At 54.1% G+C, this 25,851-nt stretch carries 21 protein-coding genes, 1 pseudogene and 1 riboswitch; of the genes and pseudogenes, 6 read left to right on the top strand and 16 right to left on the bottom strand.

Going from position 1 to position 25,851, the window contains the following annotated elements:
• Positions 1-456 precede the first annotated feature (456 nt).
• Together purH and purD are read left to right on the top strand one after the other, a co-directional pair.
• The gene (gene purH, locus N1689_RS21890; protein WP_222924733.1) at positions 457-2,046 is read left to right on the top strand and encodes a bifunctional phosphoribosylaminoimidazolecarboxamide formyltransferase/IMP cyclohydrolase; all 1,590 of its coding nucleotides are present in this window, start codon (positions 457-459) and stop codon (positions 2,044-2,046) included.
• Between the two features lie 19 nt (positions 2,047-2,065).
• On the top strand, positions 2,066-3,346 hold the full coding sequence (gene purD / locus N1689_RS21895) for a phosphoribosylamine--glycine ligase (RefSeq protein ID WP_260060214.1): 1,281 nt from the start codon (positions 2,066-2,068) through the stop codon (positions 3,344-3,346).
• Positions 3,347-3,378: 32 nt separating this feature from the next.
• Here the strand turns inward: purD and N1689_RS21900 are convergent, their stop codons facing one another.
• The 6 genes from N1689_RS21900 to nudC all read right to left on the bottom strand — a co-directional run bounded on the left by N1689_RS21900 (position 3,379) and on the right by nudC (position 7,777).
• Positions 3,379-4,041, bottom strand: a complete 663-nt coding sequence (locus N1689_RS21900; protein ID WP_161736288.1) for a DUF1481 domain-containing protein — start codon at positions 4,039-4,041, stop codon at positions 3,379-3,381.
• A gap of 71 nt (positions 4,042-4,112) precedes the next feature.
• Entirely contained in the window at positions 4,113-4,385 is a 273-nt protein-coding gene (gene hupA, locus N1689_RS21905) for a nucleoid-associated protein HU-alpha (RefSeq protein ID WP_003850136.1), read from the bottom strand.
• A gap of 188 nt (positions 4,386-4,573) precedes the next feature.
• The gene (locus N1689_RS21910; RefSeq protein WP_013359744.1) at positions 4,574-5,164 is read right to left on the bottom strand and encodes a YjaG family protein; all 591 of its coding nucleotides are present in this window, start codon (positions 5,162-5,164) and stop codon (positions 4,574-4,576) included.
• 63 nt (positions 5,165-5,227) lie between these two features.
• Entirely contained in the window at positions 5,228-5,896 is a 669-nt protein-coding gene (nfi, locus tag N1689_RS21915) for a deoxyribonuclease V (protein ID WP_161736287.1), read from the bottom strand.
• Between the two features lie 2 nt (positions 5,897-5,898).
• On the bottom strand, positions 5,899-6,966 hold the full coding sequence (gene hemE / locus N1689_RS21920; protein ID WP_013359742.1) for a uroporphyrinogen decarboxylase: 1,068 nt from the start codon (positions 6,964-6,966) through the stop codon (positions 5,899-5,901).
• Between the two features lie 40 nt (positions 6,967-7,006).
• The gene (nudC, locus tag N1689_RS21925) at positions 7,007-7,777 is read right to left on the bottom strand and encodes an NAD(+) diphosphatase (RefSeq protein WP_161736286.1); all 771 of its coding nucleotides are present in this window, start codon (positions 7,775-7,777) and stop codon (positions 7,007-7,009) included.
• Positions 7,778-7,866: 89 nt separating this feature from the next.
• Here nudC and rsd point away from each other — a divergent pair, with 89 nt between their 5' ends.
• From rsd to thiE, 3 genes are all read left to right on the top strand, one after another.
• On the top strand, positions 7,867-8,373 hold the full coding sequence (rsd, locus tag N1689_RS21930) for a sigma D regulator (RefSeq protein WP_161736285.1): 507 nt from the start codon (positions 7,867-7,869) through the stop codon (positions 8,371-8,373).
• Positions 8,374-8,525: 152 nt separating this feature from the next.
• A riboswitch (TPP riboswitch) is annotated at positions 8,526-8,626 on the top strand.
• A gap of 87 nt (positions 8,627-8,713) precedes the next feature.
• On the top strand, positions 8,714-10,636 hold the full coding sequence (thiC, locus tag N1689_RS21935; RefSeq protein WP_311202153.1) for a phosphomethylpyrimidine synthase ThiC: 1,923 nt from the start codon (positions 8,714-8,716) through the stop codon (positions 10,634-10,636).
• 2 nt (positions 10,637-10,638) lie between these two features.
• Positions 10,639-11,265 carry a thiamine phosphate synthase gene (gene thiE, locus N1689_RS21940; RefSeq protein ID WP_161736283.1) on the top strand — a complete coding sequence of 209 codons (627 nt, stop codon included), beginning with the start codon at positions 10,639-10,641 and terminating at the stop codon, positions 11,263-11,265.
• Between the two features lie 193 nt (positions 11,266-11,458).
• Here thiE and N1689_RS21945 read toward each other — a convergent pair whose 3' ends face one another.
• Complete coding sequence (locus tag N1689_RS21945; protein ID WP_222924735.1) at positions 11,459-12,913, bottom strand: PLP-dependent aminotransferase family protein; 1,455 nt, start codon at positions 12,911-12,913, stop codon at positions 11,459-11,461.
• A gap of 174 nt (positions 12,914-13,087) precedes the next feature.
• Here N1689_RS21945 and N1689_RS21950 point away from each other — a divergent pair, with 174 nt between their 5' ends.
• Positions 13,088-13,270, top strand: a complete 183-nt coding sequence (locus N1689_RS21950) for a DUF1127 domain-containing protein (protein ID WP_033734941.1) — start codon at positions 13,088-13,090, stop codon at positions 13,268-13,270.
• 55 nt (positions 13,271-13,325) lie between these two features.
• On the opposite strand, the gene rpoC is transcribed toward N1689_RS21950, so the two are convergent.
• From rpoC to N1689_RS21995, 9 genes and pseudogenes are all read right to left on the bottom strand, one after another.
• Positions 13,326-17,549 (bottom strand): DNA-directed RNA polymerase subunit beta', encoded by a 4,224-nt coding sequence (rpoC, locus tag N1689_RS21955; RefSeq protein ID WP_013359734.1) that lies wholly within the window; start codon positions 17,547-17,549, stop codon positions 13,326-13,328.
• A 126-nt stretch (positions 17,550-17,675) separates the two neighbouring features.
• Positions 17,676-21,704: a DNA-directed RNA polymerase subunit beta gene (gene rpoB / locus N1689_RS21960; protein ID WP_013359733.1), complete on the bottom strand. Its 4,029-nt coding sequence runs from the start codon at positions 21,702-21,704 to the stop codon at positions 17,676-17,678.
• 329 nt (positions 21,705-22,033) lie between these two features.
• On the bottom strand, positions 22,034-22,396 hold the full coding sequence (rplL, locus tag N1689_RS21965) for a 50S ribosomal protein L7/L12 (protein ID WP_009092660.1): 363 nt from the start codon (positions 22,394-22,396) through the stop codon (positions 22,034-22,036).
• Between the two features lie 65 nt (positions 22,397-22,461).
• Positions 22,462-22,959 (bottom strand): 50S ribosomal protein L10, encoded by a 498-nt coding sequence (gene rplJ / locus N1689_RS21970; RefSeq protein ID WP_003848098.1) that lies wholly within the window; start codon positions 22,957-22,959, stop codon positions 22,462-22,464.
• A gap of 365 nt (positions 22,960-23,324) precedes the next feature.
• A complete protein-coding gene (gene rplA, locus N1689_RS21975) occupies positions 23,325-24,029 on the bottom strand; it encodes a 50S ribosomal protein L1 (protein ID WP_010261038.1) in 705 nt (234 codons plus the stop codon).
• 3 nt (positions 24,030-24,032) lie between these two features.
• Positions 24,033-24,461: a 50S ribosomal protein L11 gene (gene rplK / locus N1689_RS21980; RefSeq protein WP_006121495.1), complete on the bottom strand. Its 429-nt coding sequence runs from the start codon at positions 24,459-24,461 to the stop codon at positions 24,033-24,035.
• Between the two features lie 147 nt (positions 24,462-24,608).
• Positions 24,609-25,154: a transcription termination/antitermination protein NusG gene (gene nusG, locus N1689_RS21985; RefSeq protein WP_013359732.1), complete on the bottom strand. Its 546-nt coding sequence runs from the start codon at positions 25,152-25,154 to the stop codon at positions 24,609-24,611.
• Position 25,155: 1 nt separating this feature from the next.
• Positions 25,156-25,539, bottom strand: coding sequence for a preprotein translocase subunit SecE (secE, locus tag N1689_RS21990; RefSeq protein WP_013359731.1), 384 nt, complete (start codon positions 25,537-25,539; stop codon positions 25,156-25,158).
• Between the two features lie 231 nt (positions 25,540-25,770).
• Positions 25,771-25,851, bottom strand: a pseudogene (locus tag N1689_RS21995) (elongation factor Tu); the annotation flags it as partial.

Here is a 25,851-nt window from a genome sequence, read left to right on the forward strand (position 1 = left end):
GTGCGTTAGCGTCCTGTCGCGAGGTGGCGTATATTACGCTTTCCTCCTGCAGAGTCAACCTCTTTCTCAGAAGTTTTTCTCCGGCGGCGCAGTCTCCTGTGCCTTCAACCCGTTTCCCGTTTCCGGTGTGCCGTGTTGATGGATGCGCATTATAGGGAGTTGCCGGAGAGTCGCAACCCATAAATTGCATAAAAAAGAGCGTTCGCTGCATTCCACAGCAAAAGCCGCTGTTATACGCAGTTACGCACAATGTTATCCACACAGAGCAGGCTGAATGAATTTAGGCGAGCATCACGCAAACGTTTTCGCTACAATGCCGGGCAATATTCCGGACACCCCTTTTCGGGGCGTTACCTGAGGTTTTTGATCTTTTCTTCTTATATAGAAGAGAAAACCGCTGTAAAGCCTGACGTAACGCTCTTATATACGCGAAACAAAGCCAAGGGATAAACCACCATGCAACAACCTCGTCCTGTACGCCGCGCATTGCTCAGTGTCTCTGACAAAGCCGGTATCCTCGAATTTGCTCAGTCGCTCTCAAGTCGCGGTGTCGAACTGCTCTCCACAGGTGGAACCGCTCGCCTTCTGGCGGATGCGGGTCTGGCTGTTACTGAAGTCTCTGACTACACCGGTTTCCCGGAAATGATGGATGGACGCGTCAAAACCCTGCATCCGAAAGTGCATGGCGGCATTCTGGGTCGTCGCGGCCAGGATGATGCCATCATGGCGCAGCACGACATCAGCCCAATCGACATGGTGGTCGTTAACCTCTATCCCTTTGCACAGACGGTCGCCCGTGAAGGATGTTCACTGGAAGAGGCGGTGGAAAACATCGACATCGGTGGCCCGACCATGGTGCGCTCTGCTGCCAAGAACCATAAAGATGTCGCCATTGTGGTCAGCAGCGGTGACTACGACGCCATCATTGCTGAAATGGATGCGCATGAGAACGCGCTGACGCTTGAGACCCGTTTCGATCTGGCCATCAAAGCCTTCGAACATACCGCCGCCTATGACAGCATGATCGCTAACTACTTCGGTACCCTGGTGCCGGCCTATCACGGTGAACGCAATCAGCCCGCTGGCCGTTTCCCGCGTACCCTGAATCTGAACTTCATTAAGAAGCAGGATATGCGTTACGGCGAGAACAGCCATCAGGATGCTGCCTTCTATATAGAAGAGAACATTACTGAAGCGTCAGTAGCGACCGCGCAGCAGGTTCAGGGCAAAGCGCTCTCCTATAACAATATTGCTGACACGGATGCGGCACTGGAATGCGTTAAAGAGTTCAGTGAACCCGCCTGCGTCATTGTTAAGCATGCTAACCCCTGTGGTGTCGCGACCGGTGACAATCTGCTGGCAGCCTATGAGCGTGCTTACCAGACCGACCCGACCTCCGCGTTCGGCGGCATCATTGCCTTTAACCGCGAGCTGGATGAAGCGACGGCACAGGCGATTATCAGCCGCCAGTTTGTTGAGGTGATCATCGCGCCTGCCGTTTCCGAAGCCGCGCTAAAAATTACCGCTGCGAAACAGAATGTTCGTGTCCTGATCTGCGGCCAGTGGCAAAACCGCACTGCCGCGCTGGATTTTAAACGCGTCAATGGCGGCCTGCTGGTCCAGGATCGTGATCTCGGCATGGTGGACGCCAGCCAGCTGCGTGTAGTCAGCAAGCGCCAGCCAACAGAACAGGAGCTGCGTGATGCGCTGTTCTGCTGGAAAGTCGCGAAGTTCGTTAAGTCCAATGCCATTGTGTATGCACGCGACAACATGACTATCGGCATTGGCGCGGGTCAGATGAGCCGCGTCTACTCCGCTAAAATTGCGGGTATTAAAGCAGCCGATGAAGGTCTGGAAGTGAAAGGCTCAGCCATGGCGTCAGATGCCTTCTTCCCGTTCCGCGATGGTATTGATGCCGCCGCCGCGGCAGGCGTGAGCTGCGTTATCCAGCCAGGTGGCTCCATCCGCGATGAAGAAGTGATTGCGGCAGCCGATGAGCATGACATTGCGATGATCTTCACCGACATGCGCCACTTCCGCCATTAATCGTTCTGGAGAGTAACAGATGAAAATTTTAGTAATCGGCAATGGCGGACGTGAACATGCTCTGGCCTGGAAAGCGGCCCAGTCGCCACTGGCGGAAACCGTATTTGTCGCGCCAGGTAATGCGGGCACCGCATTAGAGCCTGCGCTGCAGAACGTCGCGATCAGTGCGACAGATGTCCCTGCCCTGCTTGAATTTGCCCAGCGTGAAAAGATCGATCTGACGATTGTCGGGCCGGAAGCGCCGCTGGTGATTGGCGTCGTGGATGCCTTCCGTAAGGCAGGGCTGGCTATCTTTGGTCCGACGCAGGCCGCGGCACAGCTGGAAGGCTCTAAAGCCTTCACCAAAGATTTTCTGGCACGTCACCAGATCCCCAGCGCGGCGTATCAGAACTTTACCGACGTTGAGCCTGCTCTCGCATATTTGCGTGAGAAAGGTGCGCCCATCGTTATTAAAGCCGACGGCCTGGCCGCAGGTAAAGGCGTGATTGTCGCAATGACGCTGCAGGAAGCTGAGGATGCGGTTCAGGATATGCTGGCCGGTAACGCGTTTGGCGATGCCGGACACCGCATTGTGATTGAAGAGTTTCTGGATGGCGAAGAAGCCAGCTTCATCGTGATGGTAGACGGCGAGCATGTACTGCCGATGGCCACCAGCCAGGATCACAAACGCGTCGGCGATGGCGACACTGGTCCGAACACCGGTGGTATGGGGGCCTACTCGCCGGCTCCGGTTGTCACCGATGAGATCCACCAGCGCGTGATGGATCAGGTTATCTGGCCAACCGTGCGTGGCATGGCCGCAGAAGGCAACGTCTACACCGGTTTCCTCTATGCCGGTCTGATGATCGACCACACCGGGCAGCCGAAAGTAATCGAATTTAACTGCCGCTTCGGCGATCCGGAAACGCAGCCGATCATGCTGCGCCTTCAGTCGGATCTGGTCGATCTTTGCCTGGCTGCCTGTGACGGTAAGCTGGATCAGAAAAAGTCACAATGGGATCCCCGTCCTGCGCTGGGTGTGGTACTGGCGGCAGGCGGTTATCCGGGTAATTACGCTCAGGGCGATCAGATTCATGGGCTGCCACTGGAAGAGGTTGCCGACGGCAAGGTATTCCACGCCGGAACACGTCTGGAAGAGGATCGGGTACTGACGAACGGTGGCCGTGTGCTGTGCGTCACTGCGCTGGGTGACGATGTCGCTGCGGCACAAAAGCGGGCTTACGAGCTGACAAAGCCAATTTCATGGCAGGGCAGTTTCTGTCGCCGCGATATCGGCTACCGCGCTATTAACCGCGAATAAGCGAAGGGGGCACCTGGTGCCCCCTTTTCACTTCACATATCGTCTTCTGTCGGCTGCTGTGAGCAGTCATCCTTCTGACTGACCCGCAACAACTGAATTCCTTCAGGTGCTTCAAGCCATGACACCATCAGCGGTGCCGATGCGCTACGCTGCTGCTGTGTCAGCATCTGCACCTCGTCAGCATCAAAAGCGGGTCTGACCTGCTGGCCTTCACAATTCTCCAGCACATTGTTTCCCAGCCAGTGTCCCTGTTTCAGGAACACCTGACCGCTTAACAGCGCATCGCTGAGGTTACGCATGCGCTCGGCATCAAACTTATAGAGTTCAACCGCATCCGGGCTGACCGCTTCACGCCGGCCTGCAAGCTGGCGCTGCATAAAGTTGAGACCACCCGCCTGGTCGAAGCGCAGGGTTACATCGTCAGGTTGTTTGCCCTTCACCTGGCGCTGAATGCTGATCAATGACTCTTCCAGCCAGACATAGTCAGTCACTTCACCTTCACCGCCACTGAACGGCGTATAGAGGGTGCGGATATGAACTGACTGATGGTCGCTATTTTTGCGCCAGATACGAACAACACCACGATCGGCAAGATAGCCACTGGCAGAAAAGGGAGGTATATCCGGAGTCGAGCTGCAGCCGAAAAGAAACAGAGAGAGAAACAGAACAGATAAACGCGGTAACAGCGGAATCATGATGGCTGGCCTCTTAAAAACAAAAGGGGCGAAACGCCCCCTGTTTTAAAGCTTAACCGCAGTGCGACGTCTTACTTAACGGCGTCTTTCAGCGCTTTACCAGACACGAATGCCGGTACGTTTGCTGCAGCGATTTTAATCTCTTTGCCAGTCTGCGGGTTACGACCGGTACGCTCAGCGCGGTGGTTCACTTTAAAAGTACCAAAACCAACCAGTTGTACAGCATCACCATCTTTCAGAGACTCAGTGATCGCAGCCAGAGTCGATTCCAGCGCTGCCTTTGCCTGGGTTTTAGACAGGTCAGCTTTTTCTGCGATCACATCAATCAGTTGAGTCTTGTTCATAAGTTATCCTTAAAGTGTATTTATCGCTTGCTAAGCAACGAGTGCGAGGGAAAAGCCATATTCTGGCACTCTTCTGCCTGCACGCACCGATAGCCACAATTTTCAGCCCCCCAAATGTAGACCAGACAGGGGGCCAATGTGAAGCCTTCAGGCGCGCTAATTCGGGCCTGAAGTCACGTTTTATCGCCTTACTGCTGGAAATTTATACCGATGTTACTAATTCCCGCTTCACGCAGGTCAGATCGCAGACCTTTAATCAATTCAAGGTCGCGCTCTTCACATTCCGCCAGCAGACGGAAAATCTCCCACTGGAGGTCCCACTCATCGATGATAGCCGGGTTTTCACGCAGCTCTTCATCGGTCATTTCGCGTCCAGCCTGGGTCATCTCCAGCATAGCGACGGTGGTAATTGAGGTCTCGCTGACTTCAATAGCATGCTCAAGCGTTTCGCCGCTCAGCTGCGCATGAACGACTTCGCTTAATGCCACACAGGCATCGATAGCCGGATAAACGCCGTAAACCTCAAATGCATCGCCATCAGGAATGGCGGCTTCGAGTTTTTCCAGCTGGCTGTCGAAGTTAATCTTCGCATCTTTGACCGTCAGGTTTTCCCAGATCAGATCAAGAATCCGGCGATAGAGTGCCGGATCGGCAAATTCAGTCTGCTCGCAGAATGCGCGATAGTTGGGATACATGCGTTCGCACAGGCAGGCCATAAAAGTCAGGTGCTGCCAGCTTTCCAGCTTCGCCAGACGCAGATGAACGGGGTTCTGTAACATAAAGGTGGCTCTTATTCGTTTCTCTGGCCGCAGTGTAACTGCAAAACCGCAACACAAACAGTGTTAAAGCGCGTTTTGCCAGCGCTGGAAAGCGGTTCGGTTAGAGGCAACCGCATCGGCCCAGCGGGTAGGTTCCGGCAACCGGTAACCGCGCGTACAGTTTTCGACCCACTGCAGCGCCGTATCCAGGCTGACACGATGACCGGTGGCGACAAACAGCGGATTACAACGCAGCTTGCTGCGCCATACCCAGCCTATCTGCTCACCTTTGTCGATCAGCGGCTGACGGCTGCCAGGCTGCGCATCCAGATCGTCAAAACGCCCGCAGAGACGACTTTTCGCAACACCAATAGTGGGCACATCGACCAGCAGGCCAAAATGCGATGCGACGCCCAGCCGTCTTGGATGCGAAATACCGTGTCCATCCACAAACAACAGATCAGGCTTTTGCTCCAGCATCTGCCAGGCAGCCATCAGCGCCGGATATTCACGGAAGGAGAGAAAGCCCGGAATATAGGGCATGGTGGTCTCAACGCGCGCGATGCGATGCTCCACCAGTTTTAACGAGGGATATTCCAGTATCACCATCGCCGCCCGCGTGACGGTGCCGTCCTGCTCAAACCCAACGTCTGCCCCGCCAATAAAGCGGGGCGGCAGAACGTCAAAGTCATCTTCACGCACCACGTCAGCGGCGCGTTGTAACTGCTCAGCGCGAAGTGCGGCAATGTCCATAATTACTCCTGATGCCAGGGACGCGATAAACGATGCACAGCATCAACAAAGACACCGGCATTTTCGGGCGGAACGTCCTGATGAATGCCATGCCCCAGATTAAAGACATGACCAGTGCCTGAGCCAAAACGCTCCAGAATACCGGCCACCTCCTGCTCGATACGTTCAGGTGCCGCATAGAGCATAGAGGGATCCATGTTGCCCTGCAGCGCAACTTTGTCGCCTACGCGGCGGCGTGCATCATCAATATCGGTGGTCCAGTCGAGACCCAGCGCATCACAACCGGTGGCAGCCATCGCTTCCAGCCACTGTCCGCCGCCTTTGGTAAAGAGCGTCACCGGCACGCGGCGGCCGTCGTTTTCACGCAGCAGGCCATCGACAATCTTGTGCATGTAGTGCAGGGAGAATTCGCGATAGTCACGACCGGTCAGCACGCCGCCCCAGGTATCAAAGACCATGACGGACTGCGCTCCGGCGCGGATCTGAGCGTTGAGATAGAGGATGACGCTGTCGGCCAGCTTATCCAGCATCGCGTGCAGCGTCGCCGGATCGGCATACATCATCTTCTTAATTTTAGTAAAGGCCTTACTGCTGCCGCCTTCCACCATGTAGGTGGCCAGCGTCCACGGACTGCCTGAGAAGCCAATCAGCGGCAGATCGCCATTCAGGTTTTTACGGATGGTGCGGACCGCATTCATCACATAGCCCAGCTCCATTTCAGGATCGGGCACCGGCAAACGCTCAACGTCAGCGCGGCAGGTCACAGGATTAGAGAAACGCGGGCCTTCGCCGGTTTCAAAGTAGAGACCCAGTCCCATCGCATCCGGAATGGTCAGGATGTCACTGAAGAGGATGGCGGCATCCAGCGGATAACGGCGCAGCGGCTGCAGGGTCACTTCACAGGCCAGCTCGGCGTTTTTACACAGCGACATGAAATCACCCGCCTGGGCGCGTGTCGCTTTGTACTCCGGCAAATAGCGCCCGGCTTGTCGCATCATCCATACCGGCGTGACATCAACCGGCTGACGTAACAGGGCACGCAAATAACGATCGTTCTTCAGTTCACTCATCTCAACACTCTCTCAATAACAGGCGTGTAGTGTAGCACTTTCACGCTTCGGCGCGGCACAGGGCGACGGTATCTTCAATCAGGCGGCGCGCTACCGTGCCTGGCGGTGGCAGCAAAGGCAGCGCATCAAAACGGAACCAGGCGGCATCCAGCAGCTCTTTACCGTCATGTTGCAGATCGCCGCTGTCATACTCCGCCATGAACGCCGTCATCAGCGATTGCGGGAAGGGCCACGGCTGGGAGGTCACGTAACGGACGTTTTTGACGCGGATATTGCTCTCTTCCATCACTTCCCGGGCAACGGCCTGCTCCAGCGTCTCGCCGACCTCCACAAAACCGGCCAGCACGGTGTAGACCTTGTTGCGATGGCGGGCATGATTCGCCAGCAGGATTTCATCGCCGCGACGGATAGCCACAATGATGCAGGGCGCGATCTGCGGATAGTAACGCTCACGGCAATGACTGCAGAGACAGGCAAATTCATGTTTGCTGTGGTGCATCTCATGTCCGCAGTAGCCGCACCAGCGATGAGAGCGGTAGAACTCCGCCAGCTGTACACCGCGACCCACCAGCTGAAACAGCGCCACATCCTGATCGATCAGCTGTCGCACGGAGAACATATCGGAGGAACGCGGCTCACAAATCAGCCAGACTTTTTCGCCCTGCCATTCACCAATGGTCCGGGCCTTACTGCCAGTTAAACCGAATTTTTCGGCGTTTCCGTGGGGTAAATCACCTTGTGGCAACCAAAGTTTTTGTTCATGGCTGACAATCCACCATCCAGCGTCTACGCTTGAGATTTCGCATTGCATTTATTTCGTCATCCTTAGCGTCAACTCGCACGCTGAAGCCCTGATGTTAAGTGTGTAGATAAACAACTATAACTCACATGGAGTTAGATATGCTTAACCAGTTAGACGTCCTGGCTGAACGCGTAGGTGGCAGTAATGAACTGGTCGATTCGTGGCTTGAAGCGCGTCGCCAGCTACTGGTGACCTATTATCACCTGGTCGGTCTTAAACCTAAAAAAGAGGCGCTGACGCGTCTTGATGAGCAGGCACTCGACAACTTCTGTCACGGCCTGGTCGACTATCTTTCTGCCGGTCACTTCAGTATCTATGAGCGCGTGATCAGTGAAATGAGTGGCGACAGCCCGATGATCGCCGCCGCGCAGATCTATCCTCCGCTGGAGGCAAACACTGAGCGTCTGATGCAGCTGTATGACGGTCACCTGCAGCAGGCCATTGACGATGAAAACTGCATGACCTTCCAGCAGGCTCTCTCCGAAGTGGGTGAAGTGCTGGAATCACGCTTTACGCTGGAAGATAAGCTGATTCAGCTGGCCTGGGATAACCAGCTTGCTACGCCACCAGTGGCGAATGACAGCCAAATCGCGCGTCCGGCTTAGTGGTTAACAATGGCAAAGGGCTTGAGATTATCCTGTAGCCCTTTTATGCTGAACAGGTTCTGAGGAGCGCTCTCCAAAGAACCTTTTTTATTTTAGCTTTGAAATGTGAGGTTTTTACGCCCGAGTCTGTTATCAGACACCCGCGAAAAAACCGCTTCTTGTCGGAGTGCCCAGTTGGGCTGAGACCGTTAATTCGGGATCCGCGGAACCTGACCAGGTTAGAACCTGCGTAGGGAACAAGAGTAAAACTTCTCTGTATGCCAGCATGCCTGTGCTGTCTATACGGTTACTCCTTCCGAACTCCGGACAAGCATCGTTCCCCCTTAACAGGAAGATTGCTATGTCTGACCCAAAAATGTCCCGTCGTGAACAGCGTACCCAGGCGCAGGAATTTATCGATTCCCTGCAAAGCGGCAGTGCTTTTCCTCAGTCCCGTCGCGTCTGGATTACCGGTGGCCGGGAAGATATTCGCGTGCCGATGCGTGAAATCACCCTAAGCCCGACCCATATCGGCGGCAGCAAAGAACAGCCTCTCTATGAGCAAAATGAAGCGGTGCCGGTCTATGATACGGCAGGTGCGTATGGCGATCCCGCGGCACAGATTGATGTGCATCGCGGTCTGGAAAAGCTGCGCGCACGCTGGATTGCTGAACGCGACGACAGTGAGCTTCTTGAGCAGAACAGCTCGGGCTATACCCAGCAGCGACTGGCTGACGAGGGGCTGGATCATCTGCGCTTCGATCACCTGCCAACACCGCGCCGCGCCCGTGCAGGCCGCCGTGTCACGCAACTGCACTATGCCCGTCAGGGCATGATTACCCCGGAGATGGAGTTCATCGCCCTGCGGGAAAACATGGGCCGTGAGCGAATCCGCAGTGAGGTGCTGCTGCAACAGCATCCGGGGCACAGTTTTGGCGCGCATCTGCCCGCCGATATCACACCCGAGTTTGTCCGTCAGGAGGTCGCTGACGGACGCGCCATTATCCCTGCCAATATCAATCATCCTGAATCGGAGCCGATGATCATTGGCCGTAACTTCCTCGTCAAGGTCAATGCCAACATCGGTAACTCGGCAGTCACCTCTTCTATCGAGGAAGAAGTAGAAAAGCTGGTGTGGTCGACCCGCTGGGGTGCCGACACGGTGATGGATCTCTCTACCGGTCGCTATATTCATGAAACGCGAGAATGGATTTTGCGAAACAGCCCGGTGCCCATCGGGACCGTGCCGATCTATCAGGCGCTGGAAAAAGTGAATGGCGTGGCCGAGGCGCTGAACTGGGAAATATTCCGGGACACGCTGCTGGAGCAGGCGGAACAGGGCGTCGATTACTTCACTATTCACGCGGGCGTACTGCTGCGTTATGTCCCGATGACGGCGAAACGCCTCACGGGAATTGTCTCGCGGGGTGGCTCGATCATGGCGAAATGGTGCCTGTCCCACCATCAGGAGAGCTTCCTGTATGAGCACTTCCGCGAGATTTGTGAAATCTGCGCCGCTTACGATGTCTCCCTGTCGCTGGGCGATGGTCTGCGTCCGGGTTCCATTCAGGATGCCAACGATGAGGCGCAGTTTGCCGAACTGCGTACCCTGGGCGAACTGACGCGTATTGCCTGGGAGTATGACGTTCAGGTGATGATTGAAGGTCCGGGACATGTGCCGATGCATATGATCCGCCGTAATATGACTGAACAGCTCGATCTGTGCAATGAAGCTCCCTTCTACACGCTTGGGCCGCTGACCACTGATATCGCGCCCGGCTACGACCATTTCACCTCGGGTATTGGTGCCGCCATGATTGGCTGGTTTGGTTGTGCCATGCTGTGCTACGTCACGCCCAAAGAGCATCTGGGTCTGCCGAACAAAGAGGACGTGAAGCAGGGGTTGATCACCTACAAAATTGCGGCGCATGCTGCCGATCTGGCGAAAGGCCACCCTGGAGCGCAGATCCGTGATAACGCCATGTCTAAAGCACGCTTTGAATTCCGCTGGGAAGATCAGTTTAACCTTGCGCTGGATCCCCATACGGCGCGGGCAATGCATGATGAAACCCTGCCGCAGGAGTCAGGCAAGGTGGCCCATTTCTGCTCAATGTGCGGCCCTAAATTCTGCTCGATGAAAATTTCCCAGGAGGTGCGCGAGTTTGCGGCACGCCAGGATGCCCGTGCCGAGCCGGTTGAAGTGGGCATGGCGCAGGTGTCAGATCGTTTCCGCAGCCGCGGCGGTGAGCTCTATCACCCCGCCGATGCCATTAAGGAGGAGTAACGATGCCCGCATTTCCCGCTACCGTCCCGCGCCTGGGACTTTATCCGGTGGTTGATAGCCCCGAGTGGATCGAACGCCTGCTTGAAACGGGCGTTCGCACGATGCAGTTGCGCATCAAAGATCGGCCTGATGAGGTCGCCGAACCCGCCATTGCTCAGGCGATTGCGTTAGGTAAACGCTACGACGCCCGCCTGTTTATCAATGACTACTGGCAGCTGGCGATTAAACATCAGGCTTATGGCGTACATCTGGGTCAGGAGGATCTCGATGTCGCCGATCTTGCTCGCATTCATCAGGCAGGATTGCGTCTGGGGCTCTCCACCCATGACGATGCGGAACTGGATCGCGCTCTGGCAATCCAGCCCTCTTACATCGCACTTGGGCATATTTTCCCGACGCAGACCAAAGAGATGCCTTCTTCGCCGCAGGGCATTGAGCAGCTGAAACGGCATCTGACACGGCTGACGCATATTCCCACCGTGGCGATTGGTGGTATCTCGATTGCGCGGGCACCCGAGGTGCTGGCCACCGGCGTAGGCAGCATTGCTGTGGTGAGTGCGATTACTCAGGCAGATGACTGGCGTGCCGCAACGCGCACCCTTCTGGCGCTGGCAGGACCAGGCGACTAAGCATTTATGGAACCTGTCGCGCATAGCGGCTGCAAAATCGGTAAAGCCAGCATTATTCCGGGAAAGTGCCGCGTAAAGGTGCATGTTGCCGCTGGCGTGCTGTGATCCAAAACTTTAACGTGGCATCCGTCAGGTTAAGGTTATCTGACCAGGGCCGGATCCCTCCTCTTGCCGGCCCTGCTTCTTCTCTTCGCTATGCGAGCGTAGAGGCTGAAGCCTGGGTCTCATGCTGGCACGAGAGCATGGCGCGCTCGACGGCCGCACCCACCCGCGCCAGCGCCTGTTCAGTCTGCTCGTTGATCGGCAGCCCGTAGTTTAAGCGCAGACAGTTACGGTATTTCCCCGACGCTGAAAACAGTGAACCCACAGCAATCTGAATTTTTGACTCGCGCAGTTCCCGGTTAAGACGAACCGCATCAAACGCTTCGGGAAGTTCTATCCACATCAGAAAACCGCCCTGAGGACGGGAAACGCAGATGCCGCAGGGAAAGTAGTGGCGTACCCAGCAGCTAAAAGTTTCATAGTTACGATGATAGAGTTGCCGCATCCGGCGCAGATGAGGCTGATAATGGCCCTGACGGATAAACTCGGAGACCGCATGCTGAGGCTGTGTGGCGGTGGAGCCGGTGACAATATATTTCATGTGCAGCACGCGGTCACGATAGCGGCCTGGTGCAACCCAGCCAACGCGTAAACCTGGCGCCAGCGTTTTCGAAAAGGAGCTGCACAGCAACACCCGGCCATCGAGATCCAGCGATTTGATGGTAGGCGGACGCGGATATTCCCAGGCTAACTCACCATAGACATCATCTTCAATCACTGCCGCGTCAAACCGCTGCGCCAGCACCAGCAAAGCCCGCTTACGCGGCTCAGACATGATAAATCCCAGCGGATTATTGCAGTTCGGCACAACAACAACCGCTTTAATCGGCCATTGATCAAAGGCCAGCTCCAGCGCTTCCAGACTGATGCCGGTGACTGCATCGGTTGGGATCTCGATGGCACGAATGCCAAAGCCGCGCAGAGTTTGCATAATGCCGTGAAACGACGGTGATTCAACGGCAATGATATCCCCCGGCTCGCAGACTGCACGTACGGCGACCGATAATGCTTCATGACAGCCGGTAGTAATGACAATGTCATCGGCGGTGAGCTGGCAGCCGCTGTCTATCGCCAGCCGTGCAACCTGTTGCCGCAAAGCGAGCACACCATATAGACTGTCATAATTCAGCAGCGCCATGTCCTGCTTCTGCACCTGGCGGCTGAAAGCTTTCCACAGTGGCTTAAGCGTCGGCTGGGTCAGATCGGGCATGCCGCTGCCCAGCTGCAAAACATCATCTTCCAGACGGCTGTTAATCAGCTCCAGCACCGCATCCCACTGTGTCACCTCAACCGGCCGCTGTGCGGGGCGGGTCAGCGCCGGGATCGGCGGCGTTGCTTTGCGTGACGCCACAAAATAGCCGGAGCGCGACTGCGGCGTAATCATCTGCTTCTCTTCCAGCAGATGATAAGCCTGCTGCACGGTACTGATACTGACGCCATGCTCCGTACTCAGACTGCGTACTGAAGGCAGGCGCTCACCGCTGCGATATAAGCCTTGTTCGATACGCTGAGCCAGCAGCGTAGCCAGATGTTCATAGCGGGTCATTGTATCTCCACAGGCTCAGAGGCTGAGCAGTAACCAGTACAGTTCCGACTCTTTTTTACCATTCAGATCATACTGACGGCAATCTGTATGTTAAATAAAAGTGATTTTTGCGTCTGTATCATACAGAGCGATCCACTGAAAATGGTCCTCAGACACTTCACTGAGGGCACTATCATGGGATATGACGAGAATCGCGCAGCTAAACCGTTTACAGGCACGCCTTACCACCTGGTTCGTTATCTGTGGCGCAGTTACAAACGCTGGCAGCTGCGGCGTGAGACACGCCTCATCCTGTCGAAGTTAAGCGACAGTCAGCTGAAAGATATTGGTATCAGCCGCAGTGACTGGAATGGCTGAATCTGAGACAAAAAAAAACCCTGCCGAGGCAGGGTTTTTATCAGGCAAAGGACGATTAATCGTCTTTGTTGCCGCCGAGACCGGCGTTCAACAGTTCAGCCAGGCTGGCTGAGGCTTCATCCGCAGTCACCTGCGGTGCAACCGGAACTTCACCTGCCGCTTTGCGGCGCATACGATCCTGATGGTACGCATAACCGGTACCGGCTGGGATCAGACGACCCACGATGACGTTCTCTTTCAGGCCGCGCAGTTCATCGCGCTTGCCTGCTACTGCTGCTTCGGTCAGGACACGTGTGGTCTCCTGGAACGAGGCTGCAGAGATGAACGATTCGGTTGCCAGTGACGCTTTGGTAATACCCAGCAGGTCACGCATGAAGGTTGCGCCGACTTTTCCGTTCGCTTCCAGATCACGGTTAGAGATCTTGATGCGAGAGAATTCAGCCTGCTCACCTTCCAGGAAGTCTGCACTTCCTGCGCTCACGATGGTTGCTTTACGCAGCATCTGACGAACGATGACTTCGATGTGCTTATCGTTAATCTTAACGCCCTGCAGACGGTAAACTTCCTGCACTTCGTTAGTGATGTAACGGGTCACCGCATGCACGCCACGCAAGCGCAGGATGTCATGTGGAGACTCTGGGCCATCGGAAACCACGTCACCGCGCTCAACACGTTCACCTTCGAACACGTTCAGCTGACGCCATTTCGGAATCATCTCTTCGTATGGCTCACTGCCATCCAGCGGAGTAATGACCAGACGACGCTTACCTTTGGTCTCTTTACCGAAGGAGATGATGCCGCTGATCTCCGCCAGAATAGCTGGCTCTTTCGGACGACGCGCTTCGAACAGATCAGCAACGCGTGGCAGACCACCGGTAATATCCTTGGTACCGCCAGATTCCTGTGGAACACGCGCTAACGTGTCACCGGCACTGATCTTAACGCCATCTTCCAGCTGAACAATCGCTTTACCTGGCAGGAAGTACTGAGCCGGCATGTCGGTGCCCGGGATCAGAACGTCGTTGCCGTTGGCATCAACAATTTTCAGCGCAGGACGCAGATCTTTACCGCCTGCAGTACGTTCAGCACTGTCCAGAACCACCAGTGAAGACAGACCGGTTAAATCATCTGTCTGACGGGTAATCGTCTGGCCATCAACCATATCCGTGAAGCGAATGAAACCGCCCACTTCGGTGATAACTGGCATGGTATGCGGATCCCAGTTTGCGACGGTTTCGCCCGCTGCAACCTGCTCACCATCACCTTTCGCCATGGTAGAACCGTAAGGAACTTTATAGCTCTCTTTGGTACGACCAAATTCGTCGATCATTTTCAGTTCAACGTTACGCGAGGTGATCACCAGCTTGCCTGCCGAGTTCGTTACCGACTTGGCGTTGGTCAGCTTGATGGTACCTTTGTTCTTCACCTGAATGCTGGATTCAGCAGCCGCACGTGATGCCGCACCACCGATGTGGAACGTACGCATCGTCAGCTGTGTACCTGGCTCACCGATGGACTGTGCCGCGATAACACCGATCGCTTCACCTTTGTTGATGATGTGACCACGTGCCAGGTCGCGACCGTAGCAATGCGCGCACACACCAAAGTCGGTTTCACAACCTACCACCGAGCGGACTTTAAGGCTGTCGACTGAGTTCAGTTCCAGCACGTCACACCAGTGCTCATCGAGCAGCGTGTTGCGTGGGACCAGAATATCAGCAGTACCCGGCTTCAGAACGTCTTCAGCAGTCACACGGCCCAGTACACGTTCACGCAGTGGCTCTTTAACGTCGCCACCTTCAATGACAGGCGTCATCATGATGCCTTCGTGTGTACCACAGTCATCTTCGGTAACTACCAGATCCTGGGCAACGTCAACCAGACGACGCGTCAGATAACCGGAGTTCGCTGTTTTCAGTGCGGTATCCGCCAGGCCTTTACGTGCACCGTGGGTTGAGATGAAGTACTGGAGTACGTTCAACCCTTCACGGAAGTTCGCCGTGATTGGTGTTTCGATGATGGAGCCATCTGGCTTCGCCATCAGACCACGCATACCGGCCAGCTGACGAATCTGTGCAGCAGAACCACGCGCACCGGAGTCAGCCATCATAAAGATGCTGTTAAAGGAAACCTGACGCTCTTCTTCGCCGTCGCGGTTAATCACGACTTCGGTAGAGAGGTTTTCCATCATCGCCTTGGCAACACGTTCGTTGGCTGCGGCCCAGATATCGATGACTTTGTTATAACGTTCGCCTGCGGTTACCAGACCAGACTGGAACTGCTCCTGGATCTCAGCCACTTCTGCTTCCGCTTCGGTGATGATTTCCACTTTCTTCTCTGGAATAACCATGTCGTCGATACCGACTGACGCGCCTGAACGGGCAGCGTAAGCGAAACCGGTGTACATGGTCTGGTCAGCAAAGATAACGGTCGGCTTCAGGCCCAGAATGCGGTAACAGGTGTTAAGCATTTTGGAGATAGCTTTTTTGCCCAGCGCCTGGTTAACGATGGAGAAAGGCAGACCTTTTGGCACGATCATCCACAGGATGGCACGGCCAATCGTAGTATCGATGATGCTGGTTTTAGCAACCCACTCATCCTGCTCATTCTTCTCGTGTTCGGTGATACGCACCTTAACGCGAGCATGCAGAGAGGCGAGGCCGGCGCGATAAATACGCTCAGCTTCTTTCGGGCCAGTCAGCACCATGCCTTCGCCTTTGGCGTTAACACAGTCACGGGTCATGTAATACAGACCCAGTACAACGTCCTGAGAAGGAACGATGATTGGCTCGCCGTTCGCAGGTGACAGGATGTTGTTGGTCGACATCATCAGCGCACGGGCTTCCAACTGGGCTTCCAGCGTCAGCGGTACGTGAACAGCCATCTGGTCACCATCGAAGTCGGCGTTATAAGCCGCACAAACCAGCGGGTGCAGCTGGATCGCTTTACCTTCGATCAGAACCGGTTCAAAGGCCTGAATACCCAGACGGTGCAGCGTAGGCGCACGGTTCAGCAGAACCGGGTGCTCACGGATCACTTCGTCGAGGATATCCCAGACAACGGCTTCTTCGCGCTCAACCATTTTCTTCGCGGCTTTGATGGTGGTGGCCAGGCCACGCAGTTCCAGCTTGCCGTAAATGAACGGTTTGAACAGTTCGAGTGCCATTTTCTTCGGCAGACCGCACTGATGCAGACGCAGGTATGGACCAACGGTGATAACCGAACGACCAGAATAGTCGACACGTTTACCCAGCAGGTTCTGACGGAAACGACCCTGCTTGCCTTTGATCATGTCAGCCAGCGATTTCAGCGGACGCTTGTTGGAACCGGTGATCGCACGACCGCGACGACCGTTGTCCAGCAGTGCATCGACCGCTTCCTGCAACATACGCTTTTCGTTGCGCACGATGATATCTGGCGCAGCCAGATCCAGCAGGCGCTTCAGACGGTTGTTACGGTTGATCACGCGACGATACAGATCGTTCAGATCCGACGTGGCGAAACGACCACCATCCAGCGGTACCAGCGGACGCAGGTCCGGTGGCAGAACAGGCAGCACGGTCAGGATCATCCACTCTGGCTTGTTGCCAGACTGGACGAACGCTTCCAGCAGCTTGATGCGCTTAGTCAGTTTTTTACGTTTGGTTTCGGAGTTAGTTTCGTTCAGCTCTTCACGCAGCTGCTCGCACTCCTGCTCCAGATCCATGTTTTTCAACAGGGCCTGGATTGCTTCGGCGCCCATTTTGGCGTCGAACTCGTCACCGAACTCTTCCAGAGCGTCAAGGTACTGCTCTTCAGTCAGGATCTGACGCTTCTCGAGGTTGGTCATGCCACCTTCGATTACCACGTAAGATTCAAAGTAGAGCACGCGCTCGATGTCACGCAGTGGCATATCCAGCAGTAAGCCGATACGCGATGGCAGTGACTTCAGGAACCAGATGTGCGCAGTCGGCGACGCCAGTTCGATGTGGCCCATACGCTCACGGCGTACTTTAGTCTGGGTCACTTCAACGCCGCACTTCTCACAAATCACACCACGGTGTTTGAGGCGCTTGTACTTGCCACACAGGCACTCATAGTCCTTTACCGGCCCGAAGATACGGGCACAGAACAGACCATCGCGCTCTGGCTTAAAAGTACGGTAGTTAATGGTTTCTGGCTTTTTCACTTCACCAAAAGACCAGGAACGGATCATGTCTGGCGAAGCCAGCGCAATTTTGATGGCATCAAACTCTTCGGTCTTAGTTTGCGCTTTCAGAAACTTAAGTAAGTCTTTCACGGATTAGCTCCCGTCGGAGTGAGACTCAGGGGGCGTCCAACCGAAATTGAACGCCCCGTAACCAGTACAATTGCGAGCGCTTTAAACCCTGCGCTTTCAGGCGGCGGTAAGCCGCATGAAAAGGGGTTACTCGTCTTCCAGCTCGATGTTGATACCCAGCGAGCGAATCTCTTTCAACAGTACGTTGAAGGATTCCGGCATGCCCGGTTCCATCTGATGGTTACCGTCAACGATGTTTTTATACATCTTGGTACGGCCGTTGACGTCATCAGACTTAACGGTAAGCATTTCCTGCAGGGTATACGCGGCACCGTATGCTTCCAGTGCCCATACTTCCATCTCACCAAAGCGCTGACCACCGAACTGCGCCTTACCACCCAGCGGCTGCTGAGTAACCAGGCTGTAGGAACCGGTAGAACGTGCATGCATCTTGTCATCAACCAGGTGGTTAAGTTTCAGCATGTACATGTAGCCAACGGTTACCTGACGTTCGAACTGCTCACCGGTACGGCCGTCAAACAGGGTAATCTGACCGGAAGAAGGCAGGCCGCCGAGCTGCAGCAGCTCTTTGATCTCGCTCTCTTTCGCACCATCAAACACCGGCGTGGCGATTGGCATACCTTTCTTCAGGTTCTCAGCCAGACGCAGTACTTCGTCATCGGAGAAGGTGTTCAGATCAACTCGCTGACGCAGATCGGTACCCAGGTCATAGGCGCGCTGGATGAATTCGCGCAGCTTCGCGACTTCTTCCTGCTTCTTCAGCATGGCGTTAATTTTCTCGCCGATACCTTTCGCTGCCATACCCAGGTGCGTTTCCAGAATCTGACCGATGTTCATACGCGATGGTACGCCCAGCGGGTTCAGAACGATGTCAACCGGCGTACCGTTTTCATCGTAAGGCATATCTTCGATCGGGTTGATCTTGGAGATAACACCTTTGTTACCGTGACGGCCTGCCATTTTGTCACCCGGCTGAATCTGACGCTTAACAGCCAGATAAACCTTAACGATTTTCAGCACGCCTGGTGCCAGATCATCGCCCTGGGTGATTTTACGACGCTTACCTTCGAGTTTTTTCTCAAACTCGTGCTTCAGTTCGTCGTACTGCTCTGCCAGCTGCTCCAGCTGGTTTTGCTTGGCTTCGTCAGTCAGACCCAGTTCCAGCCAGCGCTCGCGCGGCAGCTTGTCCAGTTTGTCTGCTTCAACGCCACCTGAAATCAGTACGTTCTGGATACGGCTGAACAGGCCCGCTTCCAGAATCTGCAGTTCTTCAGACAGGTCTTTTTTGGCCTGCTTCAGCTGCATCTCTTCGATTTCAAGCGCACGTTTGTCTTTTTCCACGCCATCGCGGGTAAAGACCTGAACGTCGATCACGGTACCTGACACGCCATTCGGCACGCGCAGTGACGAATCTTTCACGTCAGAGGCTTTCTCACCGAAGATAGCGCGCAGCAGTTTTTCTTCTGGCGTCAGCTGGGTTTCGCCTTTCGGTGTTACCTTACCAACCAGAATGTCGCCGCCGGTCACTTCAGCACCGATGTAGACGATGCCTGACTCATCCAGTTTAGAGAGTGCAGCTTCACCCACGTTCGGGATATCAGCAGTGATCTCTTCCGGCCCCAGTTTGGTGTCACGCGACACGCAAGCCAGTTCCTGAATGTGGATAGTCGTAAAGCGATCTTCCTGAACCACGCGCTCGGAGACCAGGATGGAGTCTTCGAAGTTGTAGCCGTTCCACGGCATGAACGCTACGCGCATGTTCTGGCCCAGTGCCAGTTCACCCAGATCGGTGGACGGGCCATCTGCCAGCACGTCGCCGCGCTCAACCGGCTCACCCAGAGAAACACATGGCATCTGGTTGATGCAGGTGTTCTGGTTAGAACGGGTATATTTGGTCAGGTTGTAAATATCGATACCGGCTTCGCCAGCATGCATTTCGTCTTCGTTAACTTTGATAACGATACGTGATGCGTCAACGTACTGTACGGTACCGCCACGTTTCGCCACGGCTGTTACACCGGAGTCAACGGCAACAGCACGTTCCATACCGGTACCAACCAGCGGCTTATCAGCACGCAGAGTCGGAACGGCCTGACGTTGCATGTTCGCACCCATCAGGGCGCGGTTGGCGTCATCGTGTTCCAGGAACGGGATCAGGGATGCACCGACAGAAACCACCTGCTGGGTGGAAACGTCCATGTAGTCAACCTGATCGCGGCTGAACAGACTTGATTCGCCTTTGCTACGGCAGGTGACCAGGTCATCAACAAATGCGCCGTTGTCATCCAGAGGGGCGTTCGCCTGAGCGATAACGTAGTTACCCTCTTCGATAGCAGAGAGGTAGTGAATCTCGTCAGAAACCAGACCGTCAATAACGCGGCGATAAGGTGTCTCAAGGAAACCGTACTCATTGGTCTGTGCATAGACAGACAAGGAGTTGATCAGACCGATGTTCGGACCTTCAGGGGTTTCGATTGGGCAGACACGACCGTAGTGCGTTGGGTGTACGTCACGCACTTCGAAACCGGCACGCTCACGCGTCAAACCACCCGGGCCGAGAGCAGAGATACGACGTTTATGCGTAATCTCTGACAGCGGGTTGTTCTGATCCATAAACTGAGAAAGCTGGCTTGAACCAAAGAACTCTTTCACGGCAGCCGAAATCGGCTTCGCGTTGATCATGTCCTGTGGCATCAGCGTATCAAGGTCGCCCAGAGACAGACGCTCTTTAACCGCACGCTCAACACGTACCAGACCGACACGGAACTGGTTCTCAGCCATTTCACCCACTGAACGAATACGACGGTTACCGAGGTGGTCGATATCGTCCACTTCGCCTTTACCGTTACGGATGTCGATCAGCTTCTTCATGACTTCGATGATGTCATCTTTGCTCAGGATGCCTGAACCTTCGATTTCATCACGCAGCAATGAGCGGTTGAACTTCATACGACCGACCGCAGAAAGATCGTAACGATCTTCTGAGAAGAACAGGTTCTCAAACAGGTTCTCTGCAGCTTCGCGTGTTGGCGGCTCACCAGGACGCATCATGCGGTAGATCTCAACCAGTGCGCTCAGGCGATCGCTGGTTGGGTCGACACGCAGGGTCTCGGACATATATGGACCATGGTCCAGATCGTTGGTGAACAGCGTTTCGATGCGCTTGTGACCGGACTGGCTCAGTTTAGCCAGCAGATCCAGCGACAGTTCCATGTTCGCTGCAACAATCAGCTCACCGGTGCTCTCATCGATGTAATCTTTAGCGACCACTTTGCCCGCGATATATTCAACCGGGACTTCGATGTGCTGAATGCCATCTTTTTCCAGCTGACGAATATGGCGCGCAGTAATGCGGCGACCTTTTTCGACGTAGACGGTGCCGTTCGCTTCAATATCGAAGGTAGCGGTTTCACCGCGCAGGCGCTCAGGCACCAGCTCCATCTGCAGCTTATTGTCACGGATTTCAAACACGACTTTCTCGAAGAAAATATCGAGGATCTGAGGTGTAGTGAACTGTAACGCGCGCAGGATGATTGTGGCCGGCAGCTTACGACGACGGTCAATACGGACAAACAGGTTATCTTTCGGGTCAAACTCAAAGTCGAGCCATGAACCGCGGTAAGGGATGATACGTGCGTTGTACAGCACTTTACCCGATGAGTGGGTTTTACCCTTATCGCTATCAAAGAACACGCCGGGACTACGGTGCAGCTGAGAAACGATAACGCGCTCGGTACCATTGATAACAAAGGTACCGTTGTCGGTCATGAGCGGGATTTCGCCCATGTAGACTTCTTGTTCTTTAATGTCTTTTACGGTGCCTTCTGGCGCTTCGCGCTCATAGATCACCAGACGCAGTTTCACGCGCAGCGGTGCCGAATAGGTCACGCCACGGATCTGACACTCTTTCACGTCAAAGACAGGTTCACCCAGGCGGTAGCTGACATACTGCAACTCAGAGTTGCCGCTGTAGCTCGCAATAGGGAATACAGAGCGGAATGCAGCTTCCAGTCCGTACTGACCTTCTGGATCTTGCTCGATAAACTTCTGGAACGAGTCGAGCTGGATGGAAAGGAGATAAGGTATGTCCAGTACTTGCGGACGTTTACCAAAATCCTTACGAATACGTTTTTTCTCGGTATAGGAGTAAACCATAGGGTTCCTCAGCTAGCTGACAAGTCGACCCACGCTGTCCGTCCTGACAGGACAGTTCATGCAACACGATTTTGTTTGATTCACTGGCTGCGCAGCAGCAGTGCAATACCTCTTTCTATCACGCTTAAATCATTTCATCGCTTTTGAGAAGGCAGGGAACCCGCACAGGAAAGCGGTATATTAAGTCGTCGATAGAGAAAGATATTGAAGAGCAACAATGGACAAACAGTGTGAAACCCCATTGAGACCCTGTAGCGCAAAAAGGCTGGTGACCAAAAAGTCACCAGCCATCAGCCTGAAACTACTCAGACTGCAACCCGAAGGCTGTCTTACTTAACTTCAACTTCAGCGCCAGCTTCTTTCAGAGCAGCTTCAAGTGCAGCTGCGTCATCTTTGCTGATGCCTTCTTTGATTACGCCAGTTGCTTCAACCAGGTCTTTGGCTTCTTTCAGGCCCAGACCAGTTGCAGTACGTACAGCTTTGATGACTGCTACTTTGTTCGCGCCAACAGCTTTCAGTACGACGTCGAATTCAGTTTTTTCTTCAACAGCTTCAGCCGGGCCCGCAGCAACAGCTACAGCAGCAGCAGCAGAAACGCCGAATTTTTCTTCCATAGCAGAAACCAGCTCAACAACTTCCATTACGGACATCGCTGCAACAGCTTCCAGAATTTGGTCTTTAGTGATAGACATGACAATTGTTCCTAAGAATCAGAAAAAGTTTATACGTAAGCAGTTACGAAGAAAAGAATAAGGCCTTAAGCCGCTTCTTTTGCATCGCGTACAGCAGCCAGAGTGCGGACCAGTTTGCCAGCAGCGGCTTCTTTCATGGTCGACATCAGACGTGCCAGTGCTTCTTCGTAGGTCGGCAGCGTTGCCAGACGGTCAATATTGGCCGCCGTGATCAGCTCACCTTCAAAGGCTGCAGCTTTGACCTCAAATTTTGCATTCGCTTTCGCGAAATCTTTGAACAGACGAGCAGCAGCGCCCGGGTGTTCCATAGAATATGCAATCAGGGTCGGACCAACAAACGTGTCTTTCAGGCACTCAAACTGAGTACCTTCAACGACGCGGCGCAGCAGGGTGTTACGAACAACACGCATGTAAACGCCAGCTTCACGGCCTGCTTTACGCAGTTCGGTCATTTTATCAACGGTAACGCCACGGGAATCCGCAACAACCGCTGAAAGCGCACCTTTGGCTACTTCGCTGACTTCAGCAACAATCGCTTGTTTGTCTTGAAGATTTAATGCCATTAGCTTTTGCTCCTGGATTTGACCGGGAAAGGATTTCCCCGGAACTCACTTCACTTACTCACCCCGAGGGGTAATAAGCGCTCGAACACGGTGAGCAGAATCCAGCTAAGAAAAAATTCTTTTGGTTCTGTCACCGTCTACGCAGGGGATTAAGCGGAATACCCGGAGATAAACAGCGCCTGCGGTCTTGGACGGAGGCCAGGATAAGGCCTGGCTCCAACCTAAATTCTGTGCGACGCAGCAGAGTCAGAGGGAATGGCGATAAACGCAACAGTCGGTTCTGGCTCTCTGGTGTCCTGTTCTGCTAATAACAGAACAACGGGCGTAAGATTCTAGGTGAATTTTTCGCCCGTTTCAAGCAGCAATTAGTTTGCTGTTGCGTTCAGACCAGCCTGGTCAACGGCAACGCCGGCGCCCATGGTGGTTGAAAGGCTGACTTTCTTGATATACACGCCTTTAGCCTGTGATGGTTTAGCTTTTTTCAGCGCAACCAGCAGAGATTCCAGGTTTTCTTTCAGTTTGTCAGCGTCAAAGTCCACTTTACCGATGGTAGTGTGGATGATGCCGTTTTTGTCGTTACGATAACGAACCTGACCTGCTTTAGCGTTCTTAACCGCTTCAGCAACGTTAGGCGTTACAGTACCCACTTTCGGGTTTGGCATCAGGCCACGTGGACCCAGAATCTGGCCCAGCTGGCCAACAACGCGCATTGCATCCGGAGAAGCAATAACAACGTCAAAATTCATTTCGCCTTTCTTGATCTGATCAGCCAGGTCTTCCATGCCTACCAGCTCTGCGCCAGCTGCTTTAGCAGCTTCAGCGTTAGCGCCCTGGGCGAAGACAGCAACACGTACTGAACGACCAGTACCATGTGGCAGAACGGTCGCGCCGCGAACGTTCTGATCAGATTTACGTGCATCGATGCCGAGGTTGACAGCAACGTCAACGCTTTCAACGAACTTGGCAGTTGCCAGTTCTTTCAGCAGAGCAACAGCTTCAGCAATGTCATACTGCTTGGTCGCGTCAACTTTGTCGCGAATTACGGTCATGCGCTTGGTCAGCTTAGCCATTTCTTAGTCCTCTACTACCAGGCCCATGGAACGAGCAGTACCTTCGATTGAGCGAGTCATCGCTTCAACGTCAGAACCAGTCATGTCCGCAGCTTTGGTTTCTGCGATTTCACGTACCTGAGCACGAGTCACTTTACCGACTTTATCTTTGTTCGGCTTACCAGAACCTGACTTGATGCCCGCTGCTTTTTTCAGCAGTACGGCAGCCGGAGGCGTTTTGGTAATGAAGGTGAAAGAACGGTCGCTGTATACGGTGATAACAACAGGAGTCGGCAGACCTTTTTCCAGAGATTCGGTCTTAGCGTTGAACGCTTTACAGAATTCCATGATGTTAACACCCTGCTGACCCAGAGCTGGACCAACCGGTGGACTTGGGTTCGCCATACCAGCTGCAACCTGCAGCTTGACGTAGGCTTGGACTTTCTTAGCCATGATATTTCCTCAATTGGGTTATAGCGCCTGTAAAGGCTCCCCGTGATAACGATTTATACGCTGTTGCCAGCGCATAAAAACAAAAGGCGCGAAATTGTAGTTAAATTTCGCGCCTGCTGCAACAGCTAATTTGTGAGCGGAAAGAGGTTAACCTTTCTCCACCTGACCGAAGTCGAGCTCAACTGGTGTTGCACGACCAAAGATGGATACGGATACCGTCAGGCGGCTCTTTTCGTAATCCACATCTTCAACCACACCGTTAAAGTCAGCGAACGGACCGTCATTAACACGAACCATTTCACCCGGTTCAAACAGCGTTTTAGGACGAGGCTTGTCGCCGACCTGCTGCAGACGATTCATGATCGCATCAACTTCTTTATCGCTGATAGGTGCAGGACGGTCAGAGGTACCGCCGATGAAACCCATCACGCGCGGGACGCTGCGTACTAAATGCCAGCTGGCGTCATTCATCACCATCTGAACCAGTACGTATCCCGGGAAAAACTTGCGCTCACTCTTACGACGCTGGCCACCACGGATTTCAACGACTTCTTCAGTCGGGACCATGACTTCACCAAACAGCTCTTCCATGTTGTGCAATTTGATATGCTCGCGCAGCGATTGGGCTACGCGGCCTTCAAAACCGGAAAACGCCTGTACGACGTACCAGCGTTTCTTTGGAGCTTCAGACATCTCAGAACCTCAGGCCAGTGATAAACGATACCAGACGGACCAGAATACCATCCAGCCCCCACAAAATCAGTGACATCACGGCAGTAACCGCGGCAACGATTAACGTGGTGTGCAGCGTTTCCTGGCGGGTTGGCCAGATAACCTTACGCATTTCTGTTCTTGCTTCACGAGCAAAAGCCACGGTTGCTTTGCCTTTGGTCGTTAAAAGCGCAATGCCGCCAGCCGCTGCAATCAGTACAACTACGGCTAACGCGCGCAGTGGCAGTGACACATCACGATAGAGGTAGTTACCTACAATCGCTGCAAGCAGCAGTAATACAACACCTACCCACTTTACCGCTTCCAGGCCACGCCCGCTCCCTTGAGCTTCGGTATTCGCACTCATAAACCAACCTGCCACAATAATTCAGAAACTATTCTGCCCCGCAGTGCGAGGCGTCCAAACCGAATGAGCTTTTGAGGCGTAACTCGGTATCCAACGCCGCATAACAGAGCCTGTCTCAGCAATGATTATGATCGAAAAAATCACTGATGAGCCAGGTTCTATGAAACAGCGTGCAAAAAGGGCATCAAATGATGCCCTTTCCGTGTGCATTGCGTCAAACGTTATCGGTAATTATGCGATAACTTTAGCAACAACACCCGCGCCAACGGTACGGCCACCTTCGCGGATTGCGAAGCGCAGACCTTCGTCCAT

It is taken from the genome of Pantoea sp. XY16 (assembly GCF_025153065.1).
Taxonomy (GTDB): domain Bacteria; phylum Pseudomonadota; class Gammaproteobacteria; order Enterobacterales; family Enterobacteriaceae; genus Pantoea; species Pantoea alfalfae.